The organism is Streptomyces sp. NPDC003691 (genome assembly GCF_053981115.1).
Window position 1 is genome coordinate 23788 of record NZ_JBSFNQ010000008.1, and the last position, 14126, is coordinate 37913.

Annotated in this window: 13 protein-coding genes; 8 read left to right on the forward strand and 5 right to left on the reverse strand. The window is 72.2% G+C overall.

The genetic code is table 11. The annotated features are described in order from the left end of the window. Positions 1 to 372: 372 nt before the first annotated feature. From ACWDR0_RS05990 to ACWDR0_RS06000, 3 genes are all read left to right on the forward strand, one after another. Positions 373 to 2436, forward strand: coding sequence for a HelD family protein (locus ACWDR0_RS05990; RefSeq protein ID WP_456350518.1), 2064 nt, complete (start codon positions 373 to 375; stop codon positions 2434 to 2436). 246 nt (positions 2437 to 2682) lie between these two features. After that, positions 2683 to 3528 (forward strand): calcium-binding protein, encoded by an 846-nt coding sequence (locus ACWDR0_RS05995; RefSeq protein ID WP_456350412.1) that lies wholly within the window; start codon positions 2683 to 2685, stop codon positions 3526 to 3528. Between the two features lie 153 nt (positions 3529 to 3681). Then, positions 3682 to 4449 (forward strand): hypothetical protein, encoded by a 768-nt coding sequence (locus ACWDR0_RS06000; RefSeq protein ID WP_456350413.1) that lies wholly within the window; start codon positions 3682 to 3684, stop codon positions 4447 to 4449. A gap of 180 nt (positions 4450 to 4629) precedes the next feature. Here the strand turns inward: ACWDR0_RS06000 and ACWDR0_RS06005 are convergent, their stop codons facing one another. Continuing rightward, entirely contained in the window at positions 4630 to 5328 is a 699-nt protein-coding gene (locus ACWDR0_RS06005) for a copper homeostasis protein CutC (RefSeq protein ID WP_456350414.1), read from the reverse strand. 433 nt (positions 5329 to 5761) lie between these two features. Here ACWDR0_RS06005 and ACWDR0_RS06010 point away from each other — a divergent pair, with 433 nt between their 5' ends. After that, a complete protein-coding gene (locus tag ACWDR0_RS06010) occupies positions 5762 to 8038 on the forward strand; it encodes a heavy metal translocating P-type ATPase (RefSeq protein WP_456350415.1) in 2277 nt (758 codons plus the stop codon). A 123-nt stretch (positions 8039 to 8161) separates the two neighbouring features. Here the strand turns inward: ACWDR0_RS06010 and ACWDR0_RS06015 are convergent, their stop codons facing one another. Both ACWDR0_RS06015 and ACWDR0_RS06020 read right to left on the reverse strand, forming a co-directional pair. Then, positions 8162 to 8479, reverse strand: coding sequence for a DUF6479 family protein (locus ACWDR0_RS06015; RefSeq protein ID WP_456350416.1), 318 nt, complete (start codon positions 8477 to 8479; stop codon positions 8162 to 8164). A 208-nt stretch (positions 8480 to 8687) separates the two neighbouring features. Further along, on the reverse strand, positions 8688 to 9347 hold the full coding sequence (locus tag ACWDR0_RS06020; RefSeq protein WP_456350417.1) for a maleylpyruvate isomerase family mycothiol-dependent enzyme: 660 nt from the start codon (positions 9345 to 9347) through the stop codon (positions 8688 to 8690). A 120-nt stretch (positions 9348 to 9467) separates the two neighbouring features. Here ACWDR0_RS06020 and ACWDR0_RS06025 point away from each other — a divergent pair, with 120 nt between their 5' ends. From ACWDR0_RS06025 to ACWDR0_RS06040, 4 genes are all read left to right on the forward strand, one after another. Further along, entirely contained in the window at positions 9468 to 10172 is a 705-nt protein-coding gene (locus tag ACWDR0_RS06025) for an HD domain-containing protein (protein ID WP_456350418.1), read from the forward strand. Positions 10173 to 10323: 151 nt separating this feature from the next. Further along, positions 10324 to 11055, forward strand: a complete 732-nt coding sequence (locus tag ACWDR0_RS06030; protein WP_456350419.1) for a hypothetical protein — start codon at positions 10324 to 10326, stop codon at positions 11053 to 11055. Positions 11056 to 11356: 301 nt separating this feature from the next. Beyond that, a complete protein-coding gene (locus ACWDR0_RS06035) occupies positions 11357 to 12586 on the forward strand; it encodes a Cmx/CmrA family chloramphenicol efflux MFS transporter (protein ID WP_456350519.1) in 1230 nt (409 codons plus the stop codon). Positions 12587 to 12709: 123 nt separating this feature from the next. After that, positions 12710 to 13312, forward strand: a complete 603-nt coding sequence (locus tag ACWDR0_RS06040; protein WP_456350420.1) for a Uma2 family endonuclease — start codon at positions 12710 to 12712, stop codon at positions 13310 to 13312. Between the two features lie 21 nt (positions 13313 to 13333). On the opposite strand, the gene ACWDR0_RS06045 is transcribed toward ACWDR0_RS06040, so the two are convergent. Continuing rightward, complete coding sequence (locus ACWDR0_RS06045) at positions 13334 to 13600, reverse strand: DUF4031 domain-containing protein (protein WP_456350421.1); 267 nt, start codon at positions 13598 to 13600, stop codon at positions 13334 to 13336. Next, the gene (locus ACWDR0_RS06050; protein ID WP_456350422.1) at positions 13600 to 14046 is read right to left on the reverse strand and encodes a hypothetical protein; all 447 of its coding nucleotides are present in this window, start codon (positions 14044 to 14046) and stop codon (positions 13600 to 13602) included. The genes ACWDR0_RS06045 and ACWDR0_RS06050 overlap by 1 nt, the downstream gene beginning before the upstream one ends. Between the last annotated feature and the right edge of the window lie 80 nt (positions 14047 to 14126).

Consider the following 14126-nt stretch of genomic DNA (forward strand, 5'->3'; position numbering starts at 1 on the left):
ACGGGCCCCGGGGAAAGGGTTCGCCGTCCGCCGGGGCGCGCACTAGACTGCCGCGTCTGCCCGCCTCCGCCCTTGGAGTGCCGCCGCCCGGACGGAAACCGGCCGGCTCCTTGCGTACCCGGCCCGACCAGGCGTCTTCCGCCCGTGTCCCGGTGCCGTACGCCCGCAGAGCAGTCCGTACGCGGCGTTCCCGCCGTGCCCGCCGCAGCCCTCCGGAGGTCAGCCGTGCCCGCGCCCGTTCCCCCGTCCGTACCGGATTCCGTGTCCCCTCCGGGGCCGGGGTACGCCTCGGGGTCACCCGCCCCGTCCGGTGACGACGCCCTCGCCCGTGAGCGGGCGCATCTCGCCGCCTCGCGGTCGGCCCTGAGGACGATGCGGGAGGAGGTGGAGGCGCTGGACATCGCGGACGTGACCGCGAACTGGGTGAACAAGCAGGCGCTGGAGGCCCGGACCGAGGTGCGGATCAGGGAGCTGGCCGATCTGGCGCACACCCCGCTCTTCTTCGGGCGGCTGGACTACTCCGGCGGCGAGCACGGGGGCCACCACTTCTATATCGGCCGCCGCCATGTCCACGACGGGGCGGGCGAGCCGATGGTGCTGGACTGGCGGGCGCCGGTGTCGCAGCCCTTCTACCAGGCGTCCCGGACCACCCCGCTGGGGGTCGGGCTGCGCCGCCGCTTCGGCTATACGGGCGGTGAGCTGACGGCGTACGAGGACGAGCGGCTCGACGGCCCGGCGGGGAGTGCGGACGCTCCCGGCGCCGCGCCGCGCACCAGCAGGCTGCTCCAGGCGGAGATCGAGCGGCCGCGCGTGGGCCCGATGCGGGACATCGTCGCGACCATCCAGCCCGAGCAGGACGAGATCGTCCGCTCCGGGCTGGGCGGCACGGTCTGTGTCCAGGGCGGCCCGGGGACCGGGAAGACGGCCGTCGGTCTGCACCGGGTGGCGTATCTGCTGTACGCGCACCGGGAGCGGCTGGCCAGGACCGGCACCCTGGTGATCGGCCCCAACCGCTCCTTCCTGCATTACATCGAGCAGGTGCTGCCCGCCCTCGGTGAGCTGGAGGTGGCCCAGGCGACGGTGGCCGACCTGGTCGCGCGGGTCGAGGTGCGGGCGATGGACTCCCCGGCCGCGGCGCTGGTGAAGGGCGACGCCCGGATGGCCGGGGTGCTGCGGCGGGCCCTGCGGTCGTATGTCACCCCGCCCGCCGAACCCGTCGTCGTCGAGCGCGGTTCGCGGCGCTGGCGGATCCCGGCGTACGAACTGGCGGAGATCGTCACCGAGCTCCAGGAGCGCGATATCCGTTACGGGGCGGCGGGCGAGGCCCTCCCGCAGCGGATCGCCCATGCGGTGCTGGTGCGGATGGAGGAGTCGGGCGAGGCCCCCGACGACCGGGTGCAGGACGCGGTGGCCCGCCATCCCGCGGTCAAGGCCGCGGTGAAGGCGATCTGGCCGCGGGTAGACCCGGCGAAGCTGGTGCTGCGACTGCTTTCGGAGCCGGAGTTCCTCGCCGCCCACGCGGAGGGGCTGCTCGGTGCGGAGGAGCAGCGGGCGGTGCTGTGGGCGAAGCCCGCCCGGGGCGTGAAGTCGGCGAAGTGGTCGGCGGCGGACGCCGTACTGATCGACGAGGCGGCCGATCTGGTGCAGCGTACGCCGTCCCTCGGCCATGTCGTCCTCGACGAGGCGCAGGACCTCTCGCCGATGCAGTACCGGGCGGTGGGGCGGCGCTGTTCGACCGGGTCGGCGACGGTGCTGGGCGATCTGGCGCAGGGGACGACGCCGTGGGCGACGGGGAGCTGGCGGGAGGCGCTGGAGCATCTGGGGAAGCCGGACGCGCTGGTGGAGGAGCTGACGGCGGGATTCCGGGTGCCGCGCGAGGTGATCGCGTACGCCTCCCGGCTGCTGCCCCATATGTCCCCCGGGCTTGCGGAGGTGGAGTCGGTGCGCGAGTCGCCGGGGTCGCTGGACATCCACGAGGTCCCGGCGGAAGCAGGGGAAGTGGAGGGCGCGGCGGTTACGGAGGGCGCGGAGGTTCCGGAAGCCCCCGCGGGCGCGGGTGGACCGGACCGGCTGGACCGGCTGGACGCGGCAGTGGTCGCCGCCTGCCGTACGGCGCTGCTGCGGGAGGGGTCGGTCGGCCTGATCGCCGCGGACGGCCGGATCCCGGCGCTGGCGGCGGCGCTGACCGCGGGCGGACTGCCGTATCTGGAGCCCGGGCAGGAGACCACGGCGGAGTCCCGGCTCACGCTGGCGCCCGCCTCGCTGGCGAAGGGACTGGAGTACGACTACGTGGTCCTCGGCGAACCGGCGGAGGTCGTCGACGGGGAACCGGACGAGCGGACCGGTCTGCGGCGGCTGTACGTGGTGCTGACCCGGGCCGTATCGGGGCTGTCCGTTGTTCACCGGCGCCCGCTGCCACGGCAGTTGGCCGGGTAGATAGCCCGGCCCGACCGCTCCGACCTGGGCAAATACCCCGGCGGCCGGCGAACCGCCACCGCAGTGAAGGCGACTCGCTTCAAATTCCTCTGTAAAACCTGTTCACAGATGCTCGGTTGGCTGCAACCATCTACATCACTCGGGGGTCCCTACTCTCGGAACACAGCATCAGGCTCCGTGGGCGGAGCCGTGTGCGCGGCGACGCGCCCGCTCCGCCCCGCGCCCTGAAACGAAACTGGGGAATTCATGCGCACACGTGCAACCATCGCCGCCGTCACCGGCGCGCTGGCCATCGGCGGCCTCATCGCGCCGACGGCCGTGGCCGACGAGAGCCCGCGCCGGGACACGGCGCCGCGCTTCGGCGAGAAGTTCGACACCACGGGCAAGACCGGCACCTCCGCCCGCTCCGCGAAGTCGAACATTCCGGTCATCAGCAGTGTCGTGGTCAACGGGGGCAAGCCGGTCGTCGTCGGCCTCGGCAACAAGGCGGTGCGCGCGACGTACAAGGTGACGTCGCCCACCGGCATCTTCGACTCGTACTCGGAGCTGTGGCACGGCACCACCTACACCGAGAACACTCCCTTCGTGCCGCCGGACAGCATCCTGAACTGCACCGGGACCACGGCCACCTGCACCGCCGACTTCCTGGTCATGCCGAGCATCGACATGCTGAACAACCGCGCGGGCAAGTGGAACCTCGCGGTCGGCGTGCTCGCCGGTGACCTGGAGTCCACCGCGGAGAACGTCAAGGCCGGCAGCGTGAACCTGCTCCGTGAGTCGCGGCTGACCACCAACGCGACGCCCGAGCCGGTCAAGAAGAACAAGATCCTGACGGTCAGCGGCAGCCTGCGGATCGTCAACTGGAACGCCTGGACCTACAGCGGCTACGGCAACCACACCGTGCACCTGGAGTTCATGAAGAAGGGCGCCACCAAGTACACCCGCGTCAAGACGCTGAAGACCGACAAGGCCGGCAACGTCAAGACGACCATCAAGGCCACGACCGACGGTTACTGGCGCTACGTCTACCCGGGCGTCTCCCCGGTGATCGCCGGCAAGACCTCCGCGGCGGACTTCGTCGACGTGCGCTGACCCGCGCCGACCACGGCCGCTTCCCGGGCTCGTACCGCCGGGGAGCGGCCGTTCGCGCACCGGAGCGGAGAGCGCAACCTTTCCGCCAACTCCCTTGTCTGAAACGGCAATCCGACCCCGGAGAGCCGGGGTCGCCCAGGGAAGCGGGCACTCATGCGCATCCGCACTTCGGCCCCGGCGTCGGCCGCCCTCGCCGCCGCGCTCCTTCTGTCCCCTCTCGCCGCGCCCAGTGCGCAGGCCGACCATCTTCCGGCTCCCTCCTTCGACAATGTCGTGGTGAACCAGGAGCGGCCGGTGGTCCTCGGCCTCGGCAGAGCCGCGGTCCGGACGACGTTCGTCCTCTACGCGCCCGTCGGAGCGAACGGCGTACACGCTCGGATCTGGCGCGGCCCGTCGCTCGACCGCCCCGAGATCTCCTTCCCCTCCGGGGAGATGCCGGGCTGCCGGGGTCCGGTGGAGGACTGCGTCACCTCGCTGACCCTCCACTTCAAGCAGGTGAAGAACAAGCACGCGGGCATGTGGAACCTGGCCCTCACGGCCGGGAACTACAGCCACCCGGAGACGCCCACGGTGGTCCCGCAGGCCGCCCGGTTCGCCCTCTTCCGGAATGCGACACTCACCGTCAACGCCACCCCGGAGCCGGTCCGCAAGGGGCACACGATCACCGTCAAGGGCGGGCTGCGGATCGCCGACTGGGACCGCGGCCGCTATGCGGGCATCAAGGGCAAGCAGGTCCGGCTGGAGTTCCGGGCGACGAACTCGACCACGTACCAGCTGGTCAAGCGGGTGCCCACGGACGGCTACGGCAATGTGACCGCCAAGGTGAAGGCGGCCGGGGACGGCTACTGGCGCTGGCGGTACCTCGGCGACACCACGTCCGCGCCCGTCACCACGTACGGCGACTTCGTCGACGTCCGCTGACAGCCGTCGATGTCCACTGACGGCCGCTGACGGCCGTCGGTATCCGCCGACGGCCGATCGCACGGCCGATCGCACGGCCGGGTTCCGTACGGGGCGCCGCCGCGGGCGGGGGCGCGGAAGCGGGCCCGGGCCCGGGAGCCCGACGGCACCCGCACCCGCACCCGCGCCCGCCGAACGGCGTCAGGCGTCCACGGCCGTACGCCACTCCCGTACCGCGTCCGCGCTGACCGGGCCCGTCCAGCCGTGGGGGCGGGCCGCGCCACCGATGTGGAAGCCGTCGAGTCCGGCGGCCCGCAGCGCCGGAAGGTGGTCGAGGCGGAGACCGCCGCCGACCAGGAGGCGCTGTTCGTAGCCCGGCTCGGTCCGGCGGCCGGCCTCGGCGACCAGAGTGTCGAGCCCGGCGTCGACACCCGCCGCGGACCCCGCGGTGAGATAGGTGTCCAGGCCGGGCAGGTCGGCGAGCTGCTTGCGCAGCGCGTCCCGGTCGGCAGCCCGGTCGATCGCCCGGTGGAAGGTCCAGGAGCAGCCGGAGATCACGGCGAGCAGCCGTTCCACGGTGACCAGGTCCGGGCGGCCCTCACTGTCGAGGAAGCCGAGGACGAACTCGTCGGCGCCCTCCTCGCGCAGCCCTGCGGCGGCCGCGACCAGGGCGTCCACGTCCTCCGGCGTACCGCCCGAGAACCCGTCGGCGTGCCGGAGCATCACCCGTAGCGGGATATCGACGGCGGCCCGGATCCGGGCGAAGGTCTCCCGGGGCGGGGTGAGCCCGTCCGCCGCCATGTCGGTGACCAGTTCGAGCCGGTCCGCTCCGCCGGACTGGGCCGCGACCGCGTCCGCGGCGTCCAGAGCGATCACCTCCAGAAGCGCACGGTTGCTCATGTGACCCAATCCTCCTGGTGACGGCGGTGAAAGCTGGACCCATAACAGGTCTAGTCCAATGCCTCAGCCTAGTCCGCGGCCCGGCGGGGCGCATCAGCGGGCGGATGAGAGAACGATGTGAGGTGTGCCGATCCGGACAGCGCACCGAAAGCCGCCCGGCAGGGGGCGGTGAGGCCGCTGTCAGGGGCCGGAGGCGGTGCGGGGGCGGGACGGGCGGCCACCGTCCGGGACAAAAGCCGGGTCGGGCCAGGACAAGGAAGCCGGGCGAAGACCGGACGAGGGCCGTGCGAGGGCCGGACGAAGACCGGACGAGGGCCGAAGAAAGACCGGGTCAGGCCCGCAAGACTTGCGTTTCGATACCCAGGGGGGGTATACATAGACCCAGAAGGGATACCCTGTAGGGGTATCGAGGTGCCGGACAGGGAGAGGAACCATGGCGCACACGGCCACCCACCCCCAAGAGGTGGAACTCGCGATCGGCGGTATGACGTGCGCCTCCTGCGCGGCGCGGATCGAGAAGAAGCTCAACCGCATGGACGGCGTGGAAGCGACCGTCAACTACGCCACCGAGAAGGCGAAGGTCACCTTCAGCGACGAGGTCTCCGTCCAGGATCTGATCGGCACGGTCGAGGCGACCGGATACACCGCCGCCCCGCCGAAGCCGAAGCGGGAAGCGGCGCCCGCCGGCGGTTCCGCGGAGGGCGCGGCCGACGGTGACGGCGAGGAGGACGACCCGGAGCTGAAGACGCTGCGCGAGCGGCTGATCACGGCCGTCGTACTCGCCGTGCCGGTGATCGCGATGGCGATGATCCCGGCGCTCCAGTTCCAGTACTGGCAGTGGCTCTCCCTCACCCTCGCCGCCCCCGTCGTGGTCTACGCGGGCTGGCCCTTCCACCGGGCCGCCTGGAAGAACGCCCGCCACGGCGCCGCCACCATGGACACCCTGATCTCGGTCGGCACCATCGCCGCCTTCCTCTGGTCCGTCTACGCGCTCTTCTGGGGCCACGCCGGAATGCCGGGGATGACCCACCCCTTCGAACTGACCATCGAGCGCAGTGACGGCTCCTCCAACATCTATCTGGAAGCCGCCGCGGGCGTCACCGCGTTCATCCTGGCCGGCCGGTACTTCGAGGCCCGTTCCAAGCGCAAGGCGGGTGCCGCGCTGCGGGCCCTGATGGAGCTGGGCGCGAAGGAGGTCACCGTCCTGCGGGACGGCGAGGAGGTCCGGGTACCGACCGCCGAGCTGAAGGTCGGGGACCACTTCCTGGTCCGCCCCGGCGAGAAGATCGCCACCGACGGCATCGTGATCGAGGGTTCGTCCGCCGTGGACGCGTCCATGCTGACCGGTGAGTCCGTACCCGTCGAGGTCGCCCCCGGCGACGGTGTCACCGGCGCCACCCTGAACGCGGGCGGCCGGCTGGTCGTCGAGGCCACCCGGATCGGTTCCGACACCCAGCTCGCCCGGATGGCCAAGCTGGTCGAGGACGCGCAGACCGGCAAGGCCGCGGCCCAGCGGCTCGCCGACCGGATCTCCGGGGTCTTCGTACCGATCGTGATCCTGCTGGCCATCGGCACCCTGATCACCTGGCTGGCGCTGGGCGAGGGCTGGGCGGCGGCGTTCACCGCGGCCGTGGCCGTACTGATCATCGCCTGCCCCTGCGCCCTGGGCCTGGCCACGCCGACCGCGCTGATGGTCGGTACGGGCCGCGGCGCCCAGCTCGGCATCCTGATCAAGGGTCCCGAGGTCCTGGAGACCACCCGCAAGGTCGACACCGTCGTCCTGGACAAGACCGGAACCGTCACCACCGGCAAGATGACCCTGCTGGCCGTGCACACCGCGGACTCGACCGACGAGACCGAGGTACTGAAGCTGGCGGGCGCCCTGGAGAACGCCTCGGAGCACCCGATCGCCCAGGCCGTCGCCGTCGGCGCGGTCGAGAAGGTCGGTACGCTCCCGGCGCTGGAGGACTTCGCCAACATCCCCGGACTCGGCGTCCAGGGCATCGTCGACGGACACGCCGTGCTGGTCGGCCGCGAGAAGCTGCTGGCCGAGTGGGAGATCCGGCTGCCCGAGGAGCTGAAGCGGGCGAAGGACGCCGCGGAGACGTCGGGCCGGACGGCCATCGCGGTCGCCTGGGACGGCGAGGCGCGGGCCGTACTGGAGGTCGCCGACGCGGTGAAGGAGACCAGCGCCGAAGCGATCACCAAGCTGCGGGCCCTGGGGCTCACCCCGATCCTGCTCACCGGCGACAACGAGGCCGTCGCGAAGGCGGTGGCGGCCGAGGTCGGCATCGACGAGGTGATCGCCGAGGTCATGCCGGAGGACAAGGTCGACGTGGTCAAGCGGCTCCAGGCCGAGGGCCGGAGCGTGGCGATGGTCGGCGACGGTGTCAACGACGCCGCCGCGCTGGCCCAGGCCGATCTGGGGCTGGCGATGGGCACGGGGACGGACGCGGCGATCGAGGCCAGCGACCTGACCCTGGTCCGCGGCGACCTGCGGGCGGCGGCCGACGCGATCCGGCTGGCCCGCCGGACGCTGGGCACCATCCGCACCAACCTCTTCTGGGCCTTCGCCTACAACGTGGCGGCGCTGCCGCTGGCCGCGATGGGGCTGCTGAGCCCGATGATCGCCGGTGCGGCGATGGCGTTCTCGTCGGTCTTCGTGGTCGGGAACAGCCTGCGGCTGAGGGGCTTCAAGGCCGCGGCCTGAGCGGGCAGGAAAGACAGGAGAGGCAGGAGAGGGGATACGGGGAGGGCCCGGGCGCCGACAAGGCGTCCGGGCCCTCCCCGTATCCGGATAGGTGCAGGTGTAGGTGTAGGTCCAGGTGAGAGTTCAGCCGCCGAGGCCGCCGCTGCCGAAGGATCCGCTGTGGGCGTTCGGCCCGTGCTTCGGCCGGTCCTCCCGCCCCTTGCCCGTGCTGTGACTGCTGTGGGTCCGCAGGTTGTAGGGGAGCAGCCGGCCGCCGTCGTGGGGGAAGGAGTCCGGGCCGTCCGCCTCGCGGACCTCCTCCACATGCTCACGCTGCTCGGGCTGCTTCGGCTGCTCGTCGGGGCGCGGCGGGACCAGGGCCGCCCGGCGGCGTCCGTCCCACCACATCGCGGCGCAGAGGATGCCGACGAGTACGAGTCCAAAAATGATCAAACCGGCCATGGGGGCCTCCGTAGGACGTGACGCCCCGGTACGGTCCGGGGCCCTCCGCTCCGGGGCCTCCGGTCCGGGAGGCCGGACCCGGGGTCCGGTCCGGGGGTGTGTCTGTCTCGCCTTCCAGTGTCGCCCCACCGGCGGATTCCGCCATACGGGAACGGTGTCGCCGCAGGTCGGAGCCGGGCGGCGGTGCCGGTCACGTGAAGGGTGCCGGTCACGTGAAGAAGGCCAGCTCCGTTTCCTTCGCCCCGGTCAGCCCGTACTGCCGCCCGTCCGTCGAACGCCCGGTGACCAGCCTGATCAGCGTCTCCGCCGGACCCCTGTACACGGCGGGTTCGGGGCTGTCGGCGCCCAGCACCAGCGGCGCGCCGTGCCCGTCCAGCTCCGCCAGCAGCGGTACGGTCCGCCGGGCCCGGCTGTAGGCGGCGAGCAGCGCGAGGGCGTGGGGCTGCCCCTCGCCCTCGTACGCCCCGGGCTCGCCGAAGGCCTCCCGCAGGTCTCCGGCGTGCACCCACTCGCCGAACGCGATCGCGTCCAGCTTTCCGTGCCGGGCGGCCGCGATCACGGGCCCGGCGTCGGTGAGGCCGCGTTCCAGGGCGTCCACCAGCTCCTGGGCGGAGCGGTCGGCGAGGGCGGCGATATCGCGTTCGTTGCCCTCGGGCGAGAAGACGCCCTCCTCGAACCGGCTCTCCACGACCCTGGTCAGCACGGCGGCGCAGTGCGCGACGATATGGCGGACGGTCCACCCGGGGCAGCAGGTGGGCAGCGCGAAATCGGCGTCGGGGCGGGCGCGGAGCAGGGGGATCAGCGCGTCCCGTTCGGTACGGAGAAGGAGTCCGGGCAATTCGGCATCGCGTACGGAGTCGGTGTCCATGCCTCCACCCAAGCGCACGGGACGCGTGGGGGCCAGGGTGCGCCGGATACGGGCGGGGTAGGGCGCGGGCGGTGCCCACTCGCTCCGAAGCGGGTTCCGGGGCGGGTCTACAGTCGGCGCATGACCGCAGCCGACGACTCGCCGTACGGCCCGGGAACCCCGGGCGCCGATCCCGCCACCGCCCCGGACCCGCAGGAGCTGCGCGAGCGCTGGGCGCGGGCGCTGACGGGGGCGCGGGCCGCCGGTGGCCCCGGCCCGGATCCGCTCCCGTACGCCGAGAATCTGCTCGCGCGCTGGTCGGAGCCGCAGCGCAGGTACCACACCACCGGCCATCTGATCGCCGTGCTGGACCGTGTCGACCTGCTGGCGGACGAGGCCGCCGACCCCGACCTGGTACGCCTCGCCGCCTGGTTCCACGACGCGGTCTACCGCCCCGACCGGTCCGAGAACGAGGAGCGGTCGGCCGCCCTGGCGGAGCGGGCGCTGCCGGAGGCCGGTCTGGGCGCGGCGGCCACCGCCGAGGTCGCCCGGCTGGTACGGCTGACCGTGACCCATGCTCCCGGGCCCGGCGACTCCAACGGCGCGGTGCTGTGCGACGCCGACCTGGCGGTCCTGGCATCGCCCCCGGAGGGGTACCGCGCCTATGCGCGGGCGGTGCGCGAGGAGTACGCCTTCGTCCCCGACGACGCCTTCCGGGCGGGCCGGGCGGCGGTGCTGCGCCAGTTGCTGGAGCTGCCGGGGCTGTTCCACACGCCGTACGGCGCCCGCGAGTGGGAGGCGGCGGCCCGGGCGAACATGGCGGCGGAGCTGGCGCGGCTGCTCTGAGGAGGGACCGGCCGGGGGCGCCCCGAAAGCGGGGACGATCCGGTGACGAGGGACCTGCGGGCGGGCGCGATCGCGGCGCGGCCGGACCGCTACTGCCGCGACCGGGGTAAATGGAAGGAAGTCCCGGCCGGGGTAGCGCATGATCTACCGGGTGAAAAGGGAAGCCGGCAACGGTGTGGGCATCGTTGGTGCCCTGGTGTGGCGCAAGCGGCTGGGGTGGGCGTTCGGGCTGACAGCGGACGATCCGGCTGAACGCGCCGCGGCGCATGTCCGGCTGGCCGATGCCGAGCGGAACATCCACGACGCTCTGGACCGGTACAACCGGGCACTGCGCCAAGATGGGCGGGGCGGGCAGATAGCGCGCAAAAGGTACATGGAGACCTTGACGCATTCGCTGCCCAGTGGATTGTGGTACCCACCGGCCGGTCCGGAGTTCGGCACCTGGCCGGGTCTTCCCTACGCACTCCTCTTCCTGGAGTGGGAGGTGAAGTATCCACAGGAGTGGACACGGCACGCCAAGGCTTGGGGCACGAAGGAGAACCTCATCCGGCGCATGGCTGTCGCCCACCACGACGAGACGGTCAGAACCAGACTGGTGGAGCTGGTGGAGACCGTCGTTCAGCGGCCTTACCGCTGCAAGGACCGGGAGTATGTGCGCGTGGCCCGGGCCGTGGACGGTGACGACCTGCGCGGCAGGCTGGAAGCGGCCTCCCGTTCGGACAATCCATGGGCACAGCGCCATGCCGGATACGTTCTCCGGCTCCTGGACCGCCCCGAGGTGCCGAATACGCGTCATGTCTGGCGGACCTGGTCGGCAGCGGCCTCCGGAGAGGGGTCACTGACCGCGGTGCCCGTCCAGGAGCCGGGCCGGCCGAGCGGCTGAGCCCGGGCGCCGGTGGCCCCGCGCACGGCGGCTCGGCGGCACAGCGGCTCCGCGGCTCGGCGGCTCGGCAGCTCGGCAGCTCGGCAGCTCGGCAGCACGATCACGCGTCCCGGCCTCGGCCCGGCCGGGCGCCGATGTTGCCGGGCGCCGATGTTGCGGATCTGTGTCGGATTGCCGTGATTCCCGCGTGCCGGGAATGCCTTCCGCCGGGCGTGCGGTTGCCCTTGTCATGCCTGCCTCCGCTCCCACACCGTCCCCGGACACCTCCCCCTCCCCTTCCACCACGGCGGCCCGCACCCGGATGCCGCTCGCGGTGTACATCCTCGGGCTCTCGGTCTTCGCGCTCGGCACCAGCGAATTCATGCTCTCCGGCCTGCTGCCGCCCATCGCGGACGATATGGACGTGTCGATTCCGCAGGCGGGCCTGCTGATATCCGCCTTCGCGGTCGGCATGGTGGTGGGTGCCCCGCTGCTCGCGGTCGCCACCCTCAAGCTCCCCCGCAAGGCCACCCTGACCGCCCTGATCTCCGTCTTCGGCCTCGGGCAGGTGGCGGGCGCGCTCGCCCCGACGTACGAGATCCTCTTCGCCTCCCGGGTGGTCAGCGCTCTCGCCTGCGCCGGTTTCTGGGCGCTGGGCGCGGCCGTGGCGGTCGCGATGGTGCCGGTGAACGCGCGGGCCCGGGCGATGGCCGTGATGATCGGCGGGCTGTCGATCGCCAATGTGCTGGGGGTTCCGGCGGGTGCCTTCCTGGGTGAGCACTTCGGCTGGCGTGCGGCCTTCTGGGCGGTGGCCGCGGCTTCGGCGGTGGCCCTGGTCGGGGTGCTGACCCGGATCCCGAGGATTCCGGTGCCCGCCGAGAAGCCGCAGCTCAAGCGGGAGCTGACGATCTACCGCGACCGTCAGGTGTGGCTCGCGGTGGTCTCCACGGCACTCGCGGGCGGCGGTGTCTTCTGCGCCTTCTCGTATCTCGCCCCGCTGCTGACGGATGTCGCCGGTATCGGCGAGGGCTGGGTGTCGACGGTCCTCGCGCTCTTCGGCATCGGCGCACTGATCGGTACGACGCTGGGCGGCCGGATCGCGGACGCGCACATGTTCGGCGTACTGCTCAGCGGTATCGCGGCCTCCACGGTGTTCCTGGCGGCGCTCGCGGTCTTCGCAACCGTGCCCGCGGTGGTGATCACGCTGGCGTTCCTGCTGGGCGTCTCCGCCTTCTACACCGCCCCCGCACTGAACGCCCGGATCTTCAATGTCGCCGGAGCGGCCCCGACCCTGGCCGCGGCCACCGTGACCGCCGCGTTCAATCTGGGCAACACCGCGGGCCCCTGGCTCGGCGGCAAGGTCATCGACGCGGACTTCGGCTACCAGTCCACCGCCTGGGCGGGTGCGGCGATGCTGGTCGTGGCGCTGGCCGTGGTCGCGCTCTCGATGCGGGCGCAGGGGCGGTCGAAGGTGGTGACGGGCTCGGCGGTGACCGCGGCCGCGGACGGGGCCGCCCGGGTGCCGTCCCCGGCGGTCGCGGAACGCGCATGACGACGCACCCCGTCAACCTTCCCTGTGCGTTCATCCGATCGTGGGATGCTGGCACAAGGGAACGATAGCCGCAGCGCCATCTGCCTACGCTCGCCTCGTCAGGCCGTGGGGAGGGGAGTCGCGATGACCGCTGCGATGGCCGAGAGGGTCCAGATGTCGCACGACGGGCCGTGGGAGTTGCTCCTGGAGACATGGCGCGGGCTCGACGTGCCCGAAGGATGGCACGCGGAGATCGACGAGGATCAGATCAGCGTGGTTCCGCCACCGCACCGCCACCACAATCACATCACCGAGGGTGTCCAGCGTGCCCTCTACGGGGGCCTGCCCCAGGACCTGGGCATCTATCAGACCCTGGGCGTCCAGATCGCGGTCCTTCAACGGCTCTACATCCCGGACCTGGTGGTCCTGCCCCGCGAACTGACCTCGTCGGGGACCGGGGACACCAATGATCCCGTGGACGCCGCCGAGGCGCTTCTCGTCGTCGAGGTGACGTCGAAGGGGAATGCCAACATCGACCGGGTCAGGAAGCACCGCGCTTACGCTCAGGCGCTGATCCCGACGTATGTTCTCGTCGACCGTTTCGACCCCGACGGCCCCGCCTGTACGGTCTTCACCCTGCCCGAAGGCGGTGTTTACACGAACACTCAGCGCGTGCCGTTCGGCGAGGCCGTGCACCTGCCCGAGCCGTTCGACGTCAAGCTCGACACCTCCGACTTCCCGGTCTGACCCACCCCGCCGCCCGCCGGACTACGCGGGCCCGCTCTTCCTGCGCCGCAGCCCCGCCCCGATGAGCAGGCGGACGATCTCCCGGCTCGGGACCTCAACCGCGCCCGCCGCGACCGCGTCGGCGTAGCGGTGGGAGGGGACGTCGTAGTGGTCGCGGTCGAAGGCACGCGGCGGGCAGCCGATCGACGCGGCGAAGGCGTGGAGTTCGCCGTAGGAGACGTCGCTGATCAGATGGGACCACTTACGGCCGTGGCCCGGCCAGGTCGGCGGGTCGATATAGATGGCCATCAGGCGTCCGGCGCCCCGGTCCCGCCCCAGATTCCGCCGCCCGTACCGCCCCAGCGCGTACCGCCGGGCTCGTCCCCGGCCGCCGTACCGCCGCCCAGCGCGCCCACCCGGGCCACCACGACGCCCGCCTTCTCGCAGACCCAGTGCGGATCCGCGCCCAGTTCGGGTTCGACGCCGAGGGCATGCGGGTCGCCCGCGTCGCAGACGGGGCAGAGGGGCCAGCGGCCGTGCCGTTCCAGCAGGGCGTCCTGGACGTCCTGGGCGACCAGTCCGGTGACGTAGGCGACGCCTTCCGGCCACTGCTCGACCCACCAGCGGCGGTGGGTGACGGAGTCCTCGACCAGCGAGACCACATCGGCGTCGGCCACCTCGCGCGCGGCGAGATCGGCAAGGATCAGGGCGCGGGCCGTGTGCAGGGCCTGCTCCAGCGGGTCGGCGTGGTCCATGAGGCCATTGTCCCGTATCGCGGGCCGGGCCCGCCGGTCCCCTGCCCGCCCGGCCCCGAACATCCGTTCACCGATCGCCC

What these genes read in the sequence shown, in the direction of transcription:
- ACWDR0_RS06020 (WP_456350417.1), bottom strand. Translation starts at nt 9,347, where the DNA reads ATGGACACCGACTCCGTACGCGATGCCGAATTGCCCGGACTCCTTCTC.
- ACWDR0_RS06050 (WP_456350422.1), bottom strand. Translation starts at nt 14,046, where the DNA reads ATGGACCACGCCGACCCGCTGGAGCAGGCCCTGCACACGGCCCGCGCC.
- ACWDR0_RS06045 (WP_456350421.1), bottom strand. Translation starts at nt 13,600, where the DNA reads ATGGCCATCTATATCGACCCGCCGACCTGGCCGGGCCACGGCCGTAAG.
- ACWDR0_RS06005 (WP_456350414.1), bottom strand. Translation starts at nt 5,328, where the DNA reads ATGAGCAACCGTGCGCTTCTGGAGGTGATCGCTCTGGACGCCGCGGAC.
- ACWDR0_RS06025 (WP_456350418.1), top strand. Translation starts at nt 9,468, where the DNA reads ATGACCGCAGCCGACGACTCGCCGTACGGCCCGGGAACCCCGGGCGCC.
- ACWDR0_RS05990 (WP_456350518.1), top strand. Translation starts at nt 373, where the DNA reads ATGCGGGAGGAGGTGGAGGCGCTGGACATCGCGGACGTGACCGCGAAC.
- ACWDR0_RS06000 (WP_456350413.1), top strand. Translation starts at nt 3,682, where the DNA reads ATGCGCATCCGCACTTCGGCCCCGGCGTCGGCCGCCCTCGCCGCCGCG.
- ACWDR0_RS06015 (WP_456350416.1), bottom strand. Translation starts at nt 8,479, where the DNA reads ATGGCCGGTTTGATCATTTTTGGACTCGTACTCGTCGGCATCCTCTGC.
- ACWDR0_RS06035 (WP_456350519.1), top strand. Translation starts at nt 11,357, where the DNA reads ATGCCGCTCGCGGTGTACATCCTCGGGCTCTCGGTCTTCGCGCTCGGC.
- ACWDR0_RS05995 (WP_456350412.1), top strand. Translation starts at nt 2,683, where the DNA reads ATGCGCACACGTGCAACCATCGCCGCCGTCACCGGCGCGCTGGCCATC.
- ACWDR0_RS06040 (WP_456350420.1), top strand. Translation starts at nt 12,710, where the DNA reads ATGACCGCTGCGATGGCCGAGAGGGTCCAGATGTCGCACGACGGGCCG.
- ACWDR0_RS06010 (WP_456350415.1), top strand. Translation starts at nt 5,762, where the DNA reads ATGGCGCACACGGCCACCCACCCCCAAGAGGTGGAACTCGCGATCGGC.